The sequence below is a fragment of the Paenibacillus alvei DSM 29 genome, from assembly GCF_000293805.1.
Lineage (GTDB): Bacteria > Bacillota > Bacilli > Paenibacillales > Paenibacillaceae > Paenibacillus_B > Paenibacillus_B alvei.
This window is the reverse complement of record NZ_AMBZ01000001.1, coordinates 423,465-443,986: the sequence shown is the minus strand read 5'-3', so window position 1 is coordinate 443,986 and position 20,522 is coordinate 423,465. Positions and strand designations below refer to the sequence as shown.

Genomic DNA, 20,522 nt, shown 5'->3' with positions numbered 1-20,522 from the left:
TCAGTCCAATGTTATTTTTTCACCACTGCTTTCAAAATATCAGTCATTTGCTCTTTTGTCATATCCGAATGGGTAGTAATACTGTAATAGTATTTGCCGGTACCATACCAAAAAACATATCTGTTAACAGGTTGACCTGTAGTAGGCGGCGTTTCGTAACTGAAACCTTTCAGCTTGGAAAATTCCTCGTCGGCCGTATACTGATTGAAGATTAGCGTGTCTTTGCCATTCGTATACTCAAGACGGATGCGTCCCGGCTCTTTCCAATCAAGCTTTTTCGTGTAAACGGGTTTTCCGCTCTTTTTACCTTCGGCTCTCAGATCATCAAAGAATTTTTTCTCGATTTCGCTTTTTATGTTCGCAATTGGATTTTCAATGACCGCTTTAGAAAACGTATATCCCTCCGGCAAGTTGGAAGGTTGCTGCAAGATGGAGCCGTTCAAAGTAGAAGCCTTTTTAACGTAATCCTCATAGGTTGAGAATTCCAGTTTCTTGCCAAAAGGTTCAAATTCCAGTCCGTTGTTCAGGTTCTTGTATTTGAAATACATGATGTAAAGATCACCCGGTTCCTTGGGCAGTTCTCTCACTCTCTTTCTCTCACTTGCGATAAACTCTCTTTCATCCGCAGGTATAGCTTTGGCTGCATCTTCCGCTTTTTTTATAGCCTTCTCCATTTCTTTCTTGTAAAGCTCTCGATCCTCGCGATCGATAACCCCCGCGGGATAGATAATATCTGGCTCATGATTCACAGCAGTGTTTGAACCCAGTTCCGATTGTACGGAAGCCGCTTGTGGTACGCTCTCTGCCTTGCTTTCCTTTGCATTAACCAACGTCACGCTACCAAGTGTGAGAATCGTCGCCAACCCTAGAATGGATAGGTGATATGATTTTTTGTTAAATTGTTTGATCATTGTAAGTCTCCTTTTCATTTGTTTGTGCGTGGCTGACAAGCCGGCAAGTCCCGGTTGAGGACGGTATCCTGAAAAATGCTCTAGCACATGGATAATCGTCTGCCCATATGCATTGTTTTGCTGCGGACTCATCCGATCCAGCACACATGCATCACAGGCCATCTCCTGATCCTCTCTCGCTTTATGTACGGCAAGCCACAATAATGGGTTAAACCAATGGAGGATCAGGATGATGAACATAACCCAGTTCACCGCCACGTCCCGCCGCCGGATATGGGCGAATTCATGCGCCAGAATATACTGAAGTTGATCCTCTTTTAACGTGATGAGCAGACTTGGAGAAATGACGATCGCAGGCTTAATAAAACCGACCACGGCAGGTCCAAAAATCCTTTCTGAAGCCACGAATTGCACTTTACGCGTCACACCCAACAACTGCTTGGTCTCGTGAAAAGATGCCGATAAATAAGGTGTTTCGATAGGGTGCCCTGCTCGCAGAGCTTGTTTCAATCGAAGCTGATCGAATACCGTTTTGGCGGCAAAAAGCAGAACACCTGCAAGCCAGATGAGCATCAAGACATCGGCAAAGTTCATTTGCTTGATCCTATTCCACCCCAAGCGGCTCTCTTGTACGGTTCCAGATTCATAAGGTGGATTCGATACGATAGTCTCCCGTATAGGGCTATTTTTCTCCGAGTTGAAAGACCGCTTTCCATGAACTTCTGCTTCGTTTTTCTCCCAGCATCTATCCAATATTCGCGCCAAGCTGATGGATCTTGAGTCTGCTGATGAATACCGGGTACTATGGCTTCCAAAGATACAATATTGTACAAGCTAAGTGAAGATTCCGGTGCCCAAGGGAGCAGTAAACGAATCGCCACAGGAATCCAAAGTAAATATTTCCACCGGGCTTCAAGCTTGTTTTTCAGTAGAAATTGCAGGATGAGTACAAGTACGACCAGAATGCTGGCCATGAATGATCCGCGAATCACCCAGCCAAAAACCGACAACAAAGTTGGATGTATGCAAGGACTCATCAGGGCTCTCTCTTTTCTTCACCGTCGCTGCGGTTTTCGTCAAATAAAGCCTTCAGATCTTCGATTTCCTGCGCATTCAGCTTTTTATCCTCCAAAAAATTAGCTAGCATCGGCTTTAATGCCCCGCCATACAGTTTTTTTATAAAAGATTTGGTTTCGGATTGCAGATATTCCTGTTCGCTGACAACAGGAAAAAAGAGTCGGGTACGCTTTGCTCTCCTTTCAAGCTTGGCACCTGCCGCTCCCTTCTGCACCAGCCGACTGAGAAGCGTCCGGGTCGTATTCGGGCTCCACCCCATGTGATCCGTCATTTGTTTTACGACTTCACTGGAAGGGCAATCTGGAATCGTCCACAACACACGCATAATTTCCAGCTCTGCATCCGTAATGGGTGGGATTTGGTTCATGCATGAAACCTCCAAAGTCAATTCAATCAGACTATAAATGTTATTTTTTCACAACTGCTTTCAATATTTCAGTCATCTGCTCTTTTGTCATATCCGAATGGGTAGTAATACTGTAATAGTATTTGCCGGTACCATACCAAAAAACATATCTGTTAACATGTTGACCAGTAGTAGGCGGCGTTTCGTAACTGAAACCTTTCAGCTTGGAAAATTCCTCGTCGGCCGTATACTGATTGAAGATTAGTGTGTCTTTGCCATTCGTATACTCAAGACGTATGCCTCCCGGCTCTTTCCAATCAAGCCTTTTCGTGTAAACGGGTTTACCGCTCTTTTTACCTTCGGCTCTCAGATCATCAAAGAATTTTTTCTCGATTTCACTTTTAACATTCGCCCTTGGATTTTCAATGACCGCTTTAGAAAACGTATATCCCTCCGGCAAGTTGGAAGGTTGCTGCAAGATGGGACCGTTCAAAGTGGAAGCCTTTTTAACGTAATCCTCATAGGTTGAGAATGCAAATTTCTTGCCAAAAGGTTCAAATTCCAGTCCGTTGTTCAGGTTCTTGTATTTGTAATACATGATGTAAAGATCACCCGGTTCCTTGGGCAGTTCTCTTACTCTTTTTCTCTCACTTTCAACGAACTTTTTTCTTCGGTATTTGGAGCCTTGCTGGTAGTTTCCTTTGCTGCAGTTTGTTTGGTCAGATGGGAGGATGCCGCCTCCGCCGCGAGGTTTACCGAAGAACCCAGTAATAAAATACTGCCTAGTGCTGTGATTGCTACCTTTGATGCTGCCTTCACATTGTCACGCCTCTCTAATGTTTGTTTATAAAAACTACATCCGTAGTTAACTAATATACTACAACTGTAGTTTAATGGTGTCAACATGCTTTATTGCAAAATTTTTTGCGAAGAAAACATGGAACTTAACTTCCTTACAGCCTGTTAGGTAAGCGTTGTATATTCAAACATGCTTCTGTGTAGTGAATTCAAAATAATTATAGACTCATGTATAAAAATAACTATTATTCTGTGGAATCGTGCAGTATAATACGTAGAAATACATACATATACATCATGATAGGACTGCATTATGGAGGAAATAAAGGAACGGGGAATGTACACAATCCGTGGAATTACACCGCTTAATGACTTCTCATTACGGACAGACGTGAACGAAGTTATCGATACCTCATAAATGCATAATTATGTATCACTCGACGGGAAACGAATGAACCCTTTCAACGCAGAATCGGCCCTCACCCAATGACCAATCCATTCTAACATCATCGACCCAGCATAAACGATTTTGGCAGCAAGCCCCTTTTCTTCACAAAGAAAGACAGTAAGCAAAAAAAGAGATAATCGGATGTGTGGTGGAGTTTTCCTTGGTTTTTATAGGTAATTCCCAGAAAATCAGAACTTTTAATTGAAAATTGACGCATTTTTACTGTGTACATAAATTTACCACTGGCTTATAATAAGGCCTATAAAATTCCTACTGAGCTTATAGGAATAGTTGATAATAAACTTGTTCATTTCAGGAGGGTCAACATGAAGAAAACATTGCTTCTTCTTTTATCTTTAACGATGACTAGCAGCTTGCTATTGGCAGCATGCTCGAATGACAGTGCGACAACTGCAGATAAAGGACAAAGTCAGGTGTCATCCAACAATTCTAGCTCAGGAGAAACACAGACACCTCCTGTGGAAGTGTTGACAGAGCCTGTTAGCGCTTCAGATATGTCGAGGCTTCCAGAACAAGCAAAGAAACGTACAGATACGATTATTGTTGGTCTGACAGACCCGAGCGGCGCATTTACTCCTTACTTCCAGCAAAGCGGATATGACGGCAACGTTTCCTCCATTTTGTATACACCTCTCGTGACGAATGATGAGAAAGGCATGCCGATTCCGGGCTTGGCTGAAAAGTGGGAAATTACAGAGGATGGAAGAACCTTTACGTTCCATCTGCGCAAAGGCTTGAAGTTCAGTGACGGCACACCGATTACGGCAGATGATGTTGCTTTCACGTGGACGCTTGTAAATGACAAGGGATACACAGGTGAAGAAGATTTGTCCCTTATCGGCATCGTTGGGGCAAAAGAATATAAAGAAGGCAAGGCGACTTCGATTGCAGGCATCAAGGTGATTGATCCAAATACGATCTCTGTCACTTTGGAAAAAGGAAATTCTCAGGCGCTCTCGATCCTTGGCGGTGACGTGCTGTCCAAGGCTTATTACGGCAAGGATTATAAGCAGGGACAGTCTCTGGACTATATTAAGAACCTGCATGCGAATCCGGTGGGAACAGGGCCATACAAGCTGGAGAAGTTTATTCCAGGCCAAGAGGTACGCTTTGTTGCGAACGAAAACTATTTCAAAGGCAAGGCGAAGACCGAGCACTTTATCTATAAAACAACAGAAGGCGACACGTGGCAGTTCATTGAAACAGGCGAGCAGGACTATGGTGCATTTACTGCAACGCAAGAAAATATTGATAAGCTGAAGGCTCTGGGCTTCTTGAATCTTGTGCCAGCTACAGCAAGCAACTATGGATTCCTGTCATTTAACCATGAGCACGATACTTTCAAAGATAAACGCGTTCGTCAGGCACTGACTTACGGACTTGACCGTCAATCGATTTTTGTGGATGCGAACCAGGGTGCAGGACAAGTGGCAAACATTCCATGCCCGCCGACATCTTGGGCCTATACAGAAGAAGGCATTAACACCTACAGCTATGATGCAGAAAAAGCAAAAGCGCTGCTTGATGAAGCAGGCTGGAAGGTTGGCAGCGACGGAATTCGCGAGAAGGACGGTAAAAAGCTGAAGCTTCACTTTATTGGCTCGAAGAGCAAGGGGAATGATCTGTTCGTCACGATTGCGAAGGAAAACTATGCAGCGATCGGGGTTCAATTCGAGCCAGAGCTGTTCGCAGACTTTAATGCGCTAGGTGCGAAAGCCGACAGCGGCGATTATGATCTTGCTTCCTTCTCAACGCCGGTTCTGGTAGATCCAGCGGATGGCGTTCGTCGCTTCGTGAACGGCGAAGTGAAGGGCTATGACAATCCAAAAGTGAAAGAGCTGTACGACAAAGGCTTGGCAGCAACAGACATTGAAGAACGCAAGAAGATTTATAAGGAGCTTTTCCAAGTTCTGAATGATGATATGCCTTACATCTTCACAAGCTATCGCAAGTCGGTATATGCCTACAATGGACGTATTCAAGGGATGAAGATCTCTCCATTGACTGGTGTAGCTGGAAGCGTGTTCGATTGGGAATTGAAATCATGAGCATAGGAGCCCCTGGCCTGCATATTCAATTGCAGCCAGGGGCGAATGACTTCCAAAAGGAGTGCGAACATGAGTAACTTTTTGCTGCGAAGATTTTTGTACATGATCCTCATTTTGTCTGCGGCATCCTTATTTATTTTTGTACTGTTTGCAATGATGCCTGGCGATTTTCTAGCGGGCAATACGAAGCTGTCACCGGAACGGAAGGAAGAGCTTCGAGCTATATATGGCCTTAACCAGCCTGTATTGGAGCGGTATTGGAATTGGTTGACTAATGCCTTCCTTGGTAACTTCGGATACTCGCTAGCACAGCAAAAGCCTATCATAACGCTGTTCAATGATTATGTGTGGAATTCATTTTTGCTGGCGATTGTTTCAACCTTTTTTACATGGTTGTTGGCAGTTATTATTGGTGTCGTTTCAGCGTACAAGCAGTATTCATTCTTTGACACCGCCGTGATGGTCTTTTTATTTGCTGCGATGTCCATTCCATCGTTCTTCATCGGATTGTATCTGATCAAGATGCTGGCGGTTGATTTGAAGATACTGCCTCCTGGAGGAATGATTACGACAGGGAGCAACTCCACGGGCATGGCGCATGTGTGGGAAGTCATCGATCATATGATTATGCCGGTAGCGGTAATGGTCTTGCTTGGAGTCGGTTCGTTGACACGATATTTCCGCAGCAATATGATTGACGTCATTCGGCAGGACTATGTACGGACAGCAAGGGCGAAGGGGATGAAGGAACGAGTCGTTCTATATCGCCACGCGCTTCGCAATGCGATGCTGCCGGCGATTACCTTGGTTGGTTTTGAACTGCCGGGCTTGTTCAGCGGCTCGATGATCATTGAGAAGATATTTAACTGGCCGGGGATCGGCCAATTGTATCTCCAGTCTTTCGGTACGCGAGATTATCCGCTGCTCATGGGCTTTACGATGTTCATCGCCATTTTGACGATTATCGGGACGCTTATTTCCGATATTTTGTACAATGTCGCCGATCCGCGCGTCAGATTGCATTAAGGGGGAACCAACATGTCATCCATTACCGGCGGAGTAACCAAGGTTCAGCGGACGGCGCCGGCAGCGGCTCGAACGTCGCTATGGCGTCAGGCATTTCAGAAGTTATTAAAAAACAAGCTGGCCGTATCCGGTTTAATATTTTTCATTTTTATGTTCTTGGCTTGCTTCATCGGGCCTTTATTCTCGCCATATGCGGACGGGAAGAGCAATCTTGCCATGATGAATAAGGCTCCATCGTTGAAGCATTGGCTTGGTACAGACGGGCTTGGACGAGATGTGCTGACACGGTTGCTGCAAGCCGGTCGCATATCCTTGACTGTAGGTTTTGCATCTATGGTGATCTCAGTATGTATCGGCTCGATTCTCGGCGCGGTCGCGGCTTATTATCGCGGCATTGTGGATCAAATTATTATGCGGCTTGCCGACTTGCTGTTAACGATTCCAGGCATGCCGATCTTGTTTATATTAGGGGCGATGCTGTCCGAGTGGAAAGTGCCGACGGAATATCGGATGTATCTTGTGATGTTCATGCTCAGCTTTATTGGCTGGCCTGGGTTGGCACGGCTCGTGCGCAGTCAGATGCTCAGTATTCGCGAGCGGGAATTTATGCAGGCGGCGATTGTACTCGGTCTTGATGACAAGCGCAAGCTTTTCAATCATATGATTCCGAATATCGCGCCACTTATTATCGTTGTTGCTACTTTGAGCACTGGCGGAGCGATATTGAGTGAATCTGCGCTCAGCTTCTTCGGTCTTGGCGTTATGCCTCCTACCCCTACATGGGGGAATATGATTGAGGCGGCGAACAGCTTGATGGATTTCGAGAAGCGTCCATGGCTATGGATTCCGCCGGGCGTTGCGATATTTTCTACAGTAATCGCGATTAATGTGTTTGGAGACGGTTTGCGGGACGTTCTTGATCCTAAACAGAAGAAGTAAGGGAATGACAGTTGATGAAAAATGTAATCGAAATTGATCATCTCAGTACTTATTTTTATACCGAGGCGGGAGCCGTTAAGGCGGTTAATGATGTTAGTCTGCGCATTCGCGAAGGGGAAACGGTCTGCATTGTCGGGGAATCGGGATGCGGAAAAAGTGTCACAGCCATGTCTATTATGGGACTTGTCGAGGGGCCGGCTGGCAAAGTGGTGAACGGCAATATCCAATTCGGCGGCAAGGATTTGCTCCATATTTCGCGGGAAGAGCTGCGTCAAATTCGCGGCAACGATATTGCGATGATTTTTCAGGAGCCGATGTCTTCGTTGAATCCAGTGCTTACGATCGGCAAGCAGATCATGGAGCCTTTAATGGTGCATTTGAAGCTGTCAAAGAGGGATGCGCGCGAGCGGGCGCGTGAACTGGTCGAGCTAGTTGGGATATCCCGGGCAGAGCAGATCCTAGACAGCTATCCGCATCAATTGAGCGGCGGGATGCTGCAGCGGATCATGATTGCGATCGCAATGTCCTGCAATCCGAAACTGCTCATTGCGGATGAGCCGACCACGGCACTCGACGTGACGATTCAGGCGCAAATTTTGGATATGCTGCGTCAGATCAAAGAAGACTCCAATATGTCCATTTTGCTTATAACTCATGATCTTGGTGTCGTTGCGGAGATTGCAGACTATGTTATCGTCATGTACTCCGGCAAGATCGTGGAGGAAGGTGAGGTCGTCGAGCTGTTCGAGAACCCGAAGCATCCTTACACACAAGGTCTTCTGCGTTCTAAGCCAGTTCTCGGTCAGCGTCAGGATGACTTGTATTCGATCCCAGGACAGGTGCCGAATCCATTGTCTTTAACGGAATCCTGCTATTTCCATGATCGCTGTGACCGCTGCATGTCTCTGTGCACAACGAAGCAGCCACTGCTGAAGGATATGGCTGATCGACACAAGGTAGCATGCTGGCTGTATGAGGAGGGAGTTCAACATGGCTGAAACATTGCTGGAAGTGAAGAATTTGAAGAAGTACTTCCCGATTACCTCAGGCCTGTTCAATCGCACCGTCGGCCATGTAAAGGCAGTTGATGATATCAGCTTCACAATTAAGCGCGGAGAAACGTTCGGTTTAGTAGGGGAGTCTGGCAGCGGCAAGAGTACGGTCGGCCGCACGATCATTCGCTTGTTGGAGAAAACGGAAGGCGAAGTGAAGTTCCAAGGCATTGACCTCTACAGCATGCCAGAGAAGGAACTGCGCAAGATAAGACCGAAGATGCAGCTTATTTTCCAGGATCCGTACAGCTCACTGAATCCTCGCGTTCGCGTAGGCGATGCAATCGGCGAGGCGCTGCTGAATCATGGAATGACGACGAAAGAGGAAGTTCGCGATCGAGTGCTGGAGGTCATGGAAGCATGCGGCTTGTCAGCGTATCAATATGATCGCTTCCCGCATGAATTCTCTGGCGGTCAGCGTCAGCGCATCGGAATTGCGAGAGCGCTCATTCTCGACCCGGATCTGATCATTGCGGATGAACCGGTATCTGCGCTCGATGTGTCCATCCAGGCACAAATTATTAATCTGTTCCGCAAGCTGCAAAAGACCCGCGGCTTAACTTATTTGTTCATTTCCCACGATCTGAGTGTGGTAGAGCATTTGTGCAATCGGATTGGGGTTATGTATTTGGGGACAATGATGGAAACGGCGTCGCGAGATGAGCTGTTCCGCAATCCATTGCACCCTTACACGAAGGCGTTGCTATCGGCAGTGCCGATTCCCATTCCGAAGCTGAAGCGCGAACGAATTGTGCTGCAAGGCGATATTCCAAATCCGGCGAAACCGCCGTCTGGCTGCAAGTTCCACACGCGCTGCCCATTCGCAACCGATATTTGCCGCGAGCAGATCCCGGTATTCCGGGATGTTGGCAATGATCATCAAGTCGCCTGCCACCTCGTCTGAACATATAACCATAAATGCCCCGGCTGTCGGATTGCGACTTCGGGGCTTTTCTCATTTTGGTTAAAAGGATCCAATAACAACTTGAATACTTTCCTAATTGAAGAAAAATAATAACACTTTACCAAATATTTTTTATAAAATGGACGATGTACTCAATCTTAATCAGATTGCACATTGACTCTGGTTTTTCGATTTCGTTATAATAATGAACAATATGTATAGGGAGGCACGGCAATGACAAAGCAACATCATGAAATGATCGTTGTCCTCGATTTTGGCGGACAATACAACCAGCTCATCGCACGTCGTATTCGCGATATGGGCGTGTACAGTGAACTGGTTCCATACAACACTTCCATTGAACGTATTCAGGAGTTGAATCCGAAGGGGATCGTTTTCTCTGGCGGACCAGCGAGTGTATACGAAGAAAATTCACCATTGGTCGATCCGCGCATTTATGAATTGGGTCTTCCAATCATGGGAATTTGCTACGGCATGCAAATGATGTCGCACCAATTGAAGGGTAAGGTAGAACGTGCGGGCAAGCGTGAGTACGGTAAAGCTGATGTTGTATTCCAGCCGGACAGCGAATTGGCTCATGGCTTGGAAGCGAACCAAACCGTATGGATGAGCCATACAGACTTGGTTGTTGAACTTCCAGAAGGCTTCCGCGTTGATGCGGGTACGGAGCATGCGCCGATTGCGGCGATGAGCCATCCGGAAAAGCGCTTCTATGCGGTTCAATTCCACCCGGAAGTACGTCATTCCGTATACGGAAATGAAATGATCCGCAACTTCTTGTTCCGTGTCTGCGGATGCAAGGGCGATTGGACGATGGAAACATTCATTGAGGACAAGGTTCGCGAAATCCGCGAAACAGTCGGCGATCGTAAAGTATTGTGCGCACTTAGCGGCGGTGTGGATTCCTCCGTTGTAGCAGCGCTCATTCATAAAGCGATTGGTGATCAATTGACATGTATGTTCATCGATCACAACCTGCTGCGCAAAGGCGAAGCAGAAGGCGTAATGGAAACGTTCGTAGGCAAATTCGATATGCACGTGGTTAAAATCGATGCACGCGAGCGCTTCATGAGCAAGCTTGCAGGCGTATCCGATCCAGAGAAAAAGCGTAAAATCATCGGCAATGAGTTCATCTACTGCTTCGATGAGGAGTCCGCAAAGCTGGGCGATTTCGACTTCTTGGCACAAGGCACGTTGTATACCGATATCGTAGAGAGCGGAACAGATACGGCTCAAACGATCAAGTCCCACCACAATGTTGGCGGCTTGCCGGAAGACATGAAGTTCAAGCTGATTGAACCACTTAACACGTTGTTCAAGGACGAAGTTCGCAAAGTCGGCGAAGAGCTCGGCTTGCCGCGTGAAATCGTATGGCGCCAGCCGTTCCCAGGGCCAGGTCTTGCGATCCGCGTATTGGGCGAAGTTACAGAGGACAAGCTGACGATAGTTCGTGAATCCGATGCGATTTTGCGTGAGGAAATCGCGAAGGCTGGCTTGGACAATGAAATTTGGCAGTACTTCACGGCATTGCCGGACATGAAGAGTGTCGGCGTAATGGGCGACGCTCGTACGTATTCCTACACAGTAGGTATCCGTGCGGTAACATCCATCGACGGCATGACGGCTGACTGGGCACGTATTCCGTGGGATATTCTTGAGAAGATCTCCGTACGTATCGTCAACGAGGTTGAGAACGTGAACCGTATTGTGTACGATGTAACCTCGAAGCCACCGGCAACAATCGAGTGGGAGTAGATTGGGGAATTTAGTTGTTAAACGCCCTTGAACCCTTGATGCAAGGAGCTTCAACGATAGAGGCGTCGGAGTTCAAATAGGCATACAACAATAGAGTGCATATAAATACTCTCTTTTATTTGCGTTGTTAGCAAATAAAAGAGAGTATTTTTTATGACTAAAATTAAAGAACGGACAATGATTTTCAAGTTAACCCCCCAAATTTTGAACAGGTAAAGGCGAATTATTACCGATATAGCTAGAAAACAAGAATATTCTCGTCCTTTTCATGTTAGTTTCACCCCATAGTATTCATATATTTACACGCTATTCATAAAATGGTAAAATATAGATAGATTAATCAATGCGGTTTGAAGGGGGATTTGGATGAAGTGGTTAACAAAATAATCGGAGAACTTATGAAAGGCACTAGATGTACTTTAGATATAAGAAACAAGCTAGAGAATTGATGGAGAAAATAATCCCTATTGCTATTGTAAGTCTAATGTTGTTATTTGCAGTGATTACATCAATCACTTTATTCTTTTTTTCAATGTCGGCATTTTTGAACTCTTAGGAATCGAATATGATTCATGGAAGTCAATACTCTTGTTTTATGGATTGTCACTGATTGCAGATGCTGTTGTTACAATTGTTCTCATGTATATTAAGATGAATTGCTCTAAAGTAGAGTGCAATTTTCGGAGACTGCATGAATTTATACTACGAATTGTGCTTAACTTTACTGCTGTTTACACGATAGATGAATGTATGTCTTCGGTTCGGATCTCTTTTATTGCCGAGGTAGTTTTCGCAATTATTATCTCTACAATTGATATCTCAATGACTGTAAACAAGAGGGATTCCGGTAATCCTAGAAGTGGATAAAAATTCGGACATTTTGATCCAATCTTCTCTTTGCAATTGTTTTCGTTGTGGTCATTAGGCAGCAACTGATTTCTAGGAAAAAGATAAATAGGCAAGCAGCTATAAGGGGAGTATCTTCATGTGCTCCTCTTAAACTTGTGTTTCTTTAAGTGAGGTAAGCTTAAGCATAAATGTCGGCGGCTCGTGCCTTTAAAGTATGGGCTTTCTATGTATTACTTTAGTTTTACTGGAGTGAAGCTGTGCATAACTCATATTTTGGATGGTGGATGCACATTTTGGATATGGTTGTAAACTGTACAATTATGTCAAAAAAACAACATTTAGTATTGCATTACAAAGAATTAACACATTTCGACATGATTCTTAATAATTCCTTTATATAATTACAAAAGGTACCATCATTCGCCACGATTCGGCTGACAAGGTGCCAGCAAATTACAAGGGAAGGAAGTGATGCCTTCTATCGTGAAAATAGCGTCATTGATTATGAATTCAATAACTGTACTGTACGGATGTGAGGAAACAGAGTATGGAACACGTATAAAATCATATTCGGAAAGGGATGGTTTACTTGTCAAGTAAAACGTTTATCAAAACAATTCCGTTGTCAAAGGGACAAATCCCGTTTTTATCACATGAGTCGATGTATCCAAACAACACTTGCTACAATGAATCGTTTGCATGGCATATTTATTCAAAGCTGGATGCAGCAACTGTACAAAATGCTTTTATTGAAATCGTAAAACGTCATGAATGTTACCGAACTGTCTTTATAATGGAAGAAGAGCCTGTGCAAAAAGTGTACAGCGAACCAGTTCTCGATTTCAAGTCGATCGCAGTAGGGGACTGGGGAGAGTCGGAAGTTAACCAGTACCTGTTGGCAGAGTCTCAGGAGAGTTTTGACCTGAGCAACGGGCCATTGTTTAAAGTCAGATTGCTGTGTTTGAGCGAGGAACATTATGTGCTGTACATCGTGCTCCATCATATTGTTTTTGATGGCTGGTCTTTATCTCTGACATTAGATGAGTTTGGTTTATTGTATAAACGTTTATATAACGGAGATCTGGAAGAGAATACCCAACTGCAATGCGTGGAGTACTCGTATTCGGATTTTGTCAGTTGGCAGGAAAGGCTGTTACAGAGCGAAGCAGGGCAAACATCAGCACAGTTCTGGAAAGATAAACTATCAGGAGAACTTCCTGTGCTGGAACTGCCCGCTGATAAGAAGCGTCCGCCTGTTCCTGCTTTTGCCGGAGGACTGGCGCCTTTTGCCTTGCAGGTGAAAACGAGCGAGAAGCTGTCTGCATTTTGCAACAAAGAAGACATGTCTTTGAATCGCGTGTTATTAGCGCTCTACTTTGCTTTTTTACATCGGTTATCGGGGCAAACCGAAATTATCGTTGGAACGCCCAGATACGGAAGAAAGAATCGAGATTTCCATCATTCTTGCGGTTACTTTGTGAATTTACTTCCGATTCGGATGCGTTTTAGTGATAATTGCTCTTTTAAACAATTGCTTCTGCAAGTACAGGAAGAAATAACGGATTGCACCAAACATCAGGATTATCCTTTCTCGCTTATGGTTAAAGAACACGGTCTTCAGCGTGATATGAGTATTCCAGCGGTTTTCCAAGCAGGGTTTGTATTGCAAAAAGCTTGCAAGCAAGATGCGGCTATTTTTCTGGGCAATGCTACAAATGTTTTTGATTTGCACGGGTTAAAGCTCGCTCCGTTTCCTTTGGAAAAGAAGGTTTCCAAATTCGATCTGACTTTATTTGTCGAACAAGAAAGTAATGGATCAATTGTGGCGAATTTTGAATATAATAATGATATTTTCCATGAAGATTCAATTCAAAGATGGATTCGTCATTTTGATCATTTTATTCATACGGTTCTGGATAATGTTGAAGAAAGCTTGGCTAACATTCGACTTTTATCTCAGGATGAAGAGCAGCAGCAACTGGTGGAATGGAACCGGACGGAGACGGCGTATCCACGAAATCAGGTGATTCAGGAGCTGTTTGAGGAGCAGGTGGCGGCACGGCCGGAGGCGGTGGCGGTCGTTGACGAAGACCGCCAGCTGACGTATGGGGAACTGAATACGCAAGCGAATCGATTGGCGCACTGTTTGAAAAAGAAAGGCGTGAAGCCGGAGACGCTGGTTGGAATCTGCATGGATCGTTCGGCGGACCTGATCGTCGGGATCATGGGGATATTGAAAGCCGGGGGCGCGTATGTGCCGATGGATCCGTTATATCCGCAGCAGCGCTTGACTTACATGGCCCACGATGCGGGGATTGAGTTGATGGTGACCCTGAATGAGGGAAGCGGATGGGTGCCGGAGACTATTACGCGCATCTGTTTGGACAGCGCTGCCGATCAGGAGATGCTATCGCAGGAGAGCGATTGGAATCCGCCGGTCATGACGACACCACAAAACGCAGCTTACGTCATGTATACGTCAGGATCTACCGGAAACCCGAAAGGCGTGGTTGTGGAGCAGCGCAACGTGGTTCGTCTAGTGAAACAAGCGGGCTACATCCCTTTCAGCGCCGAAGATAGAATGGCTCAAACCGGTGCGATCGGGTTCGATGCCAGCACGTTTGAAGTGTTCGGCGCGCTGCTAAACGGAGGATCGCTGTATCCTATACCAAGGGAAACGTTGCTGGATGCGCCTGCGCTGGCAGCATTTGTACATCGTCATCAGTTGACGACGATGTGGTTGACTTCTCCATTGTTCAACCAACTCGTTCAAAAGGACGCTGCCATGTTCGCGGGTCTTCAGCATCTCATCATCGGCGGGGATGCGTTGTCGCCGGTTCATGTCAATCAGGTGCTGCGTTCTTCTCCAGAATTGTCGCTATGGAACGGGTACGGTCCGACCGAGAATACGACGTTCTCAACGTGTTTCTTGATTGACCGTGCGTATGAGGAACACATACCTATCGGTAAACCGATAGGCAACTCGACGGCGTATGTGGTCAATAAGCAAAATCACTTAAATCCTGTCGGCGTGCCGGGGGAGCTTTGTCTGGGCGGAGACGGCGTGGCGCGCGGGTATTTGAACCAGCCTGACATGACAGCAGACAAATTTGTGTCCAATCCGTTCGTTGCGGGAGAACGCATGTACCGGACAGGGGATTGGGTAAAGTGGATGCCCGATGGGAATCTGGTTTATTTAGGGCGGATGGACAAACAGGTGAAAATCAGAGGATTCCGGATCGAAGTCGGCGAGATTGAGGCGATGCTCAGCCAGCATCCGACTCTGCGACAGGCGTCCGTCGTCGTGCGGGAAGACAAGCCCGGGGAAAAGCAACTGGCGGCGTATCTGGTCGGAGAAGGCAGCGCGCAGGAATGGCGGGCATACCTGAGCGCGCGATTGCCAAGCTATATGGTTCCGACGTATTTTGTGCAGATGGACAGTTTACCGCTAACGCCGAACGGGAAAATCGATACGAGGGCACTGCCGATTCCGACAGTGTCGTCGCAAGAGGGCTATGCGGCGCCGCAAACGCCGGCGGAGGAACTTGTTGCGGCGGTATGGAGCCAACTGCTTGGCGTGGAGCGGATCGGCATCTATGATTCCTTCTTTGACTTGGGAGGCCACTCGCTGCTGGCAACACAAGCGGTATCGCGTCTGCGCGAGGTGTTCGGCATGGAGGTGGCGGTGCGCGACCTGTTCCAATACCCGACGATCGAAAGCTTATCCCGCCGATTAACGCTGTTAGCTCAAGGGGGAGAAGGGGAGAAACGTCCGCCGATTCAAGCGGTGGAACGAGGCGTGCATATGCTGACATCGTATGCCCAGCAGCGGCTCTGGTTCCTCGATCAACTGGAACCGAACAGTCCGCTGTACAATATTCCATGCGCATGGCGGTTGCAGGGAGCCTGGAAGCTGGACGCGTTGGAACAGGCCTACGATGCGCTGATCCAGCGTCATGAAGCGCTGCGCACCGTCATTGGCGAGGCGAACGGCGAGCCGGTGCAGATCATTCGCGAACACCAGCCTGAGCGTCTGCCTGTGACGGATCTTCGCCATCTGGCAAGCGAGGACAGGGAGCGCGAGATGAAGTCGCTCATGCAAGCGGAGGCAGACAAGCCGTTCCAACTGGCCGAGGGACCGTTGATCCGGTCGCAGGTCATCGCGATGGGAGAGAACGATTGGGTGCTGATGTGCACGCTGCACCATATCATCTTTGATGGATGGTCGCTGGACATTTTCGTCCGGGAATGGCTTGCGCTGTATGAGGCGTTTGCGGGAGGGCAACCAGCGGCATTGGCGCCGCTATCCTTGCAATATGCCGACTACGCGCATTGGCAGCGGAACTGGATGAGCGAAGACGTGATGAACCGTCAGTTGGCGTATTGGGAGGAAGAACTGGGCGGGGAACTGCCTGTGCTGCAACTGCCGACAGATCGTCCGCGTCCGGCGCAGCAAAGCTACCGGGGAGAGCGGTATGAAGTGGAGCTTCCGGCCGCTTTGCTCGTCAAGCTCAAAGCACTCAGTCGTCAAGAGGGAGCGACATTATTCATGACGCTGCTTGCCGCCTACCAAGGTTTCCTCTCCCGCTATACGGGACAGACGGATATCGCCGTCGGCAGTCCGATTGCGAACCGGCATTACGAGGAAACCGAGGGGATGATCGGATTTTTTGTCAACACCCTTGTGTACCGTGCGGATGTGTCGGCCAATCCGAGCTTCCGGGAGTTGGTGTCGCAAGTGCGCGGGAAAGCATGGAAAGCGCAGGAGCATCAGGACATCCCGTTTGAGAAGATCGTGGCGGCGCTGCAGCCGGAGCGGTCGGCGAGCTATGCGCCATTGTTTCAGACGATGTTTACGCTGCAAAGCCGTCCGAGCGAGCTGCCGATGGACTCGGAACGCCGGATGGACACGATAAGCAGCTTTATGTCGGTCGCGAAGTTCGACTTGACGGTAGGCATGCAAGAAGCCGAAGAGGGAATGCGCGTCAGCTTCGAATACAGCACGGACTTGTTCGACGCGTCAACAATCGAGCGGATGGCGGCACACTTCGAGCGATGGCTGCATGAAGTGGCGGAGCATCCGGAACGATCAATAGGCCAGATGCCGTTGATTAGTGAAGCAGAAACGAAGCAGCAACTGGAGATATGGAACCGGACGGAGACGGCGTATCCACGGGATCAGGTGATTCAGGAGCTGTTCGAGGAGCAGGCGGCGGCACGGCCGGAAGCGGTGGCAGTCGTTGACGAAGACCGCCAGCTGACGTACGGGGAACTGAATGCGCGGGCAAACCAACTGGCGCACTGCTTGCGAAAGAAAGGCGTGAAGCCGGAGACGCTGGTTGGAATCTGCATGGATCGTTCGGCGGATCTGATTGTCGGGATCATGGGAATATTGAAAGCCGGTGGCGCGTATGTGCCGATGGATCCGACGTATCCGCAGCAGCGCCTGACTTACATGATCCATGATGCGGGAATTGAGCTTCTGGTGACTCAGAGCGAGGCAAGCGGATGGGTGCCGGAGTCTGTCACGCGCATCTGTCTGGACAGCGCTGCCGATCAGGAAATGCTGTCGCAGGAGAGCGATCAGAATCCGCCAATCGCCACGACGCCGCACAACATGGCCTATCTGATTTACACATCAGGAACGACTGGAAATCCGAAAGGGGTCATGGTCGAACATCACACACTGATCAATATGGTGTTCTGGCACCAGCAATTTTTCCAAGTTACGGAGCAAGATCGTGCAAGTCAAATAGCAAGCATCGCATTTGATGCCGCAGTGGCAGAAATATGGCCTTATTTGAGCAGAGGCGCCAGTCTGCATGTGTGCAAGGAAAGCGTAAGAACGGATCCTGTAGCGTTGCAGGATTGGGTCGTTGACCAGCAAATTACGATCGGTTTTATGCCAACGCCGATGGCCGAAATCATGATTCATCTGCACTGGCCGCCGCATACATCGTTGCGCTGTTTGCTGACGGCGGGGGATTTGCTGCGGCAGTCTCCGCCAGCTTCATTGCCTTTTGCACTCATCAACAACTACGGTCCTACAGAGTGTACAGTCGTGGCTACCGCAGCAGAGGTCAGTCCCTTGCAGGAGGGCTTACCGCCGATTGGAGGGCCCATAGCGAATACGAAGTTATACGTGTTGGATCGCCATCAACAACCTGTACCAATCGGTGTCGCCGGGGAACTGTACATTGGCGGGGCAGGGGTCACCCGTGGATACTTGAATCGTCCAGAGCTGACAGAGGAGCGATTCCTTCCGGATCCTTTCAGCGGTGAGTCTGGAGCGAGAATGTACAGAACGGGAGATGCTGTAAAGTATATGCCGGACGGCAACCTGATCTATGTAAGCAGGATCGACGATCAGGTGAAAATCAGAGGATTCCGAATTGAGCTCGGAGAGATTGAAACGGTGCTAAGTCAGTTGCCGGCAATCAAGCAAGCTGTCGTTATCGTGCGGGAAGACAGGCCGGGGGAAAAGCAACTGGCGGCGTATCTGGTCGGAGAAGGCAGCGCGCAGGAATGGCGGACATACTTGAGCGAGCGATTGCCAAGCTATATGGTGCCGACGTATTTTGTGCAACTGGACAGTTTGCCGTTAACGCCGAACGGGAAAATCGATACGAAATCTCTCCCGAAAATGGACAGTGTACTACAAACTCCTGCAAGTTATATCGCGCCTCGTCATGAAACAGAGAGAAAACTTGTACAGATTTGGTCAAGCGTGTTAGGGATGAAGGAAACTTCAATTGGCATCCACGATTCCTTCTTTGACTTAGGCGGGCACTCCATGAAGATTATGGAGGCATTGGCAAAAGGGCTGACAGAAGGATGGCATGTAACGGTTAAGGATTACTACGATCTGCAAACCATACAAAAAATCGCGCAAAAGATTAACCATGGTTCCAAAGATTACTTGCATTCCGATACATCCAGGCTGCAATTTCTCAAGCCTCCGAAGAAAGACATCGCTCATGCAAATTACGACCCTATCGGTGATGTATTGCTTACAGGGGTCACGGGTTACCTGGGTATACATCTACTAGCGGAGCTGCTGGATGGAACCAATAGCAGGGTATACTGTTTGATTCGGGGAAGTGACCCACGGAATCGGTTGTTGGAACAGCTTGCCTTTTACTTTCATGACAAGTTTGAGAAGTATAAAGTTATGCTAAGCAGCCGGGTTGTTATCGTAAAGGGAGATTTGTCCGAGAAACAATTCGGCCTAAGCGATGCTGAATATGCTCAACTTGACAGTACGATCAGTAGTGTCATCCATTCTGCCGCGTTGACCAAACACTTCGGTAATTACGCTGATTTTGAAAAAGCGAATGTGACAACGCTGGAAGAGCTTATATCGTTCGTAGGGCGTAATAAAAGACTGCACTATATGTCCACGATGAGCGTGTCGGGTCATGTTTCATTTGGGAAGGAGCAGCATGTATTTACCGAAAACGATTTTTACGTACAACAAAATTATGAGGATAATGTGTATGTGAAAAGTAAATTTTGGGCGGAACATGCACTATTCCAAGCGATCTCGAATGGGGTGGACGCTGCCATTTACCGGGTGGGCAATCTGACCAACAGGCACAGTGATGGGCAACATCAACATAATATCGCGGACAATGCATTTATGAGCCGCTTCAAATTTATGTTGCAATATGGGGTTGCCTCAAACCAATTCATATCAAATGAAATAGAGTTTACTCCTGTTGATGCGTGCAGCAGAGCCATCGTTGCCTTAATAAAGGCAGATGCAAGCGCTGGGGAAAACTACGTCTTCCATTTGTACAATCATCATAAAGTTGGACTCGGCGAGGTCGTGCAATTGCTACGCAAGTCGGGTCATGCGATTGCTATGTTGGATGATGCGGCGTTCCAGGATCTTATGCTTCGATTATCCAAGGATGATAAGTACATTCATGACATTCAAATGTTAATGGCAGCAGGAGAACAGCTTGAAGGCGATTATACCACTGTCAAGCATGATTCGTTACAAACACAGATGGTCTTAAGCAAGGCCGGCTTTTATTGGCCGCAAATTGATGCACTGTATGTACAAAAAATCGTGAACTACTTGCAAAATTCCGGATACTTACCAGTGAATGAGATGAGAAGCTTGATCCAGCACGTGTAGAGCTATGGCCGTCAGACAGCAATTGATTTACAGGAAAAAGATGAAAAAAGTTAATTAGAATCGACTGAGGAGAAGATAGTAAAGGCTATACCGCGTTTAACCGCGGTATAGCCTTTTTGCGTTACGGTATTGAAATTGGGTAACCTTCTCGTTAGTGGTGAACGAGATGTAGGAAGAAGTAGTT

Annotated in this window: 13 protein-coding genes; 8 read left to right on the top strand and 5 right to left on the bottom strand. The window is 47.5% G+C overall.

Annotation, left to right across the window (positions count from 1 at the left end; all coding sequences use genetic code 11):
• Positions 1 to 11: 11 nt before the first annotated feature.
• From PAV_RS02135 to PAV_RS35765, 5 genes are read right to left on the bottom strand one after another with little or no spacing between them, the layout of a single operon-like run.
• Positions 12 to 1,529, bottom strand: a complete 1,518-nt coding sequence (locus PAV_RS02135) for a M56 family metallopeptidase (RefSeq protein ID WP_274517657.1) — start codon at positions 1,527 to 1,529, stop codon at positions 12 to 14.
• Complete coding sequence (locus PAV_RS36780) at positions 1,502 to 1,948, bottom strand: M56 family metallopeptidase (protein WP_274517656.1); 447 nt, start codon at positions 1,946 to 1,948, stop codon at positions 1,502 to 1,504. The genes PAV_RS02135 and PAV_RS36780 overlap by 28 nt, the downstream gene beginning before the upstream one ends.
• Positions 1,948 to 2,355, bottom strand: coding sequence for a BlaI/MecI/CopY family transcriptional regulator (locus tag PAV_RS02130; protein ID WP_005543200.1), 408 nt, complete (start codon positions 2,353 to 2,355; stop codon positions 1,948 to 1,950). Before PAV_RS02130 ends, PAV_RS36780 begins: the two co-directional genes overlap by 1 nt.
• 40 nt (positions 2,356 to 2,395) lie before the next feature.
• The gene (locus PAV_RS02125) at positions 2,396 to 2,932 is read right to left on the bottom strand and encodes a hypothetical protein (RefSeq protein ID WP_005543198.1); all 537 of its coding nucleotides are present in this window, start codon (positions 2,930 to 2,932) and stop codon (positions 2,396 to 2,398) included.
• A gap of 35 nt (positions 2,933 to 2,967) precedes the next feature.
• Positions 2,968 to 3,153: a hypothetical protein gene (locus PAV_RS35765; RefSeq protein ID WP_005543196.1), complete on the bottom strand. Its 186-nt coding sequence runs from the start codon at positions 3,151 to 3,153 to the stop codon at positions 2,968 to 2,970.
• Between the two features lie 753 nt (positions 3,154 to 3,906).
• Between PAV_RS35765 and PAV_RS02120 the strand changes: the two genes are divergently transcribed.
• The 8 genes from PAV_RS02120 (at position 3,907) to PAV_RS02085 (ending at position 20,338) form a co-directional block, all read left to right on the top strand.
• Complete coding sequence (locus tag PAV_RS02120) at positions 3,907 to 5,649, top strand: ABC transporter substrate-binding protein (protein ID WP_005543192.1); 1,743 nt, start codon at positions 3,907 to 3,909, stop codon at positions 5,647 to 5,649.
• A 69-nt stretch (positions 5,650 to 5,718) separates the two neighbouring features.
• Positions 5,719 to 6,675, top strand: coding sequence for an ABC transporter permease (locus tag PAV_RS02115; protein WP_005543190.1), 957 nt, complete (start codon positions 5,719 to 5,721; stop codon positions 6,673 to 6,675).
• A 12-nt stretch (positions 6,676 to 6,687) separates the two neighbouring features.
• Positions 6,688 to 7,614: an oligopeptide ABC transporter permease gene (gene opp4C / locus PAV_RS02110; RefSeq protein WP_005543188.1), complete on the top strand. Its 927-nt coding sequence runs from the start codon at positions 6,688 to 6,690 to the stop codon at positions 7,612 to 7,614.
• A 14-nt stretch (positions 7,615 to 7,628) separates the two neighbouring features.
• On the top strand, positions 7,629 to 8,612 hold the full coding sequence (locus tag PAV_RS02105) for an ABC transporter ATP-binding protein (RefSeq protein ID WP_005543187.1): 984 nt from the start codon (positions 7,629 to 7,631) through the stop codon (positions 8,610 to 8,612).
• Positions 8,605 to 9,570 (top strand): ABC transporter ATP-binding protein, encoded by a 966-nt coding sequence (locus PAV_RS02100; protein ID WP_005543186.1) that lies wholly within the window; start codon positions 8,605 to 8,607, stop codon positions 9,568 to 9,570. Before PAV_RS02105 ends, PAV_RS02100 begins: the two co-directional genes overlap by 8 nt.
• A gap of 234 nt (positions 9,571 to 9,804) precedes the next feature.
• Positions 9,805 to 11,346 carry a glutamine-hydrolyzing GMP synthase gene (gene guaA / locus PAV_RS02095; RefSeq protein WP_005543185.1) on the top strand — a complete coding sequence of 514 codons (1,542 nt, stop codon included), beginning with the start codon at positions 9,805 to 9,807 and terminating at the stop codon, positions 11,344 to 11,346.
• Positions 11,347 to 11,790: 444 nt separating this feature from the next.
• Positions 11,791 to 12,213 (top strand): YrvL family regulatory protein, encoded by a 423-nt coding sequence (locus PAV_RS37470; protein ID WP_081505654.1) that lies wholly within the window; start codon positions 11,791 to 11,793, stop codon positions 12,211 to 12,213.
• 562 nt (positions 12,214 to 12,775) lie between these two features.
• Positions 12,776 to 20,338 (top strand): non-ribosomal peptide synthetase, encoded by a 7,563-nt coding sequence (locus PAV_RS02085; RefSeq protein ID WP_005543184.1) that lies wholly within the window; start codon positions 12,776 to 12,778, stop codon positions 20,336 to 20,338.
• The last annotated feature ends 184 nt before the right edge of the window (positions 20,339 to 20,522 follow it).

Coding starts and splice junctions, on each gene's coding strand:
- opp4C (WP_005543188.1), top strand. CDS start 6,688: ATGTCATCCATTACCGGCGGAGTAACCAAGGTTCAGCGGACGGCGCCG.
- PAV_RS02100 (WP_005543186.1), top strand. CDS start 8,605: ATGGCTGAAACATTGCTGGAAGTGAAGAATTTGAAGAAGTACTTCCCG.
- PAV_RS02105 (WP_005543187.1), top strand. CDS start 7,629: ATGAAAAATGTAATCGAAATTGATCATCTCAGTACTTATTTTTATACC.
- PAV_RS02130 (WP_005543200.1), bottom strand. CDS start 2,355: ATGAACCAAATCCCACCCATTACGGATGCAGAGCTGGAAATTATGCGT.
- PAV_RS02085 (WP_005543184.1), top strand. CDS start 12,776: ATGGTTTACTTGTCAAGTAAAACGTTTATCAAAACAATTCCGTTGTCA.
- PAV_RS02115 (WP_005543190.1), top strand. CDS start 5,719: ATGAGTAACTTTTTGCTGCGAAGATTTTTGTACATGATCCTCATTTTG.
- PAV_RS36780 (WP_274517656.1), bottom strand. CDS start 1,948: ATGAGTCCTTGCATACATCCAACTTTGTTGTCGGTTTTTGGCTGGGTG.
- PAV_RS02125 (WP_005543198.1), bottom strand. CDS start 2,932: ATGTATTACAAATACAAGAACCTGAACAACGGACTGGAATTTGAACCT.
- guaA (WP_005543185.1), top strand. CDS start 9,805: ATGACAAAGCAACATCATGAAATGATCGTTGTCCTCGATTTTGGCGGA.
- PAV_RS02120 (WP_005543192.1), top strand. CDS start 3,907: ATGAAGAAAACATTGCTTCTTCTTTTATCTTTAACGATGACTAGCAGC.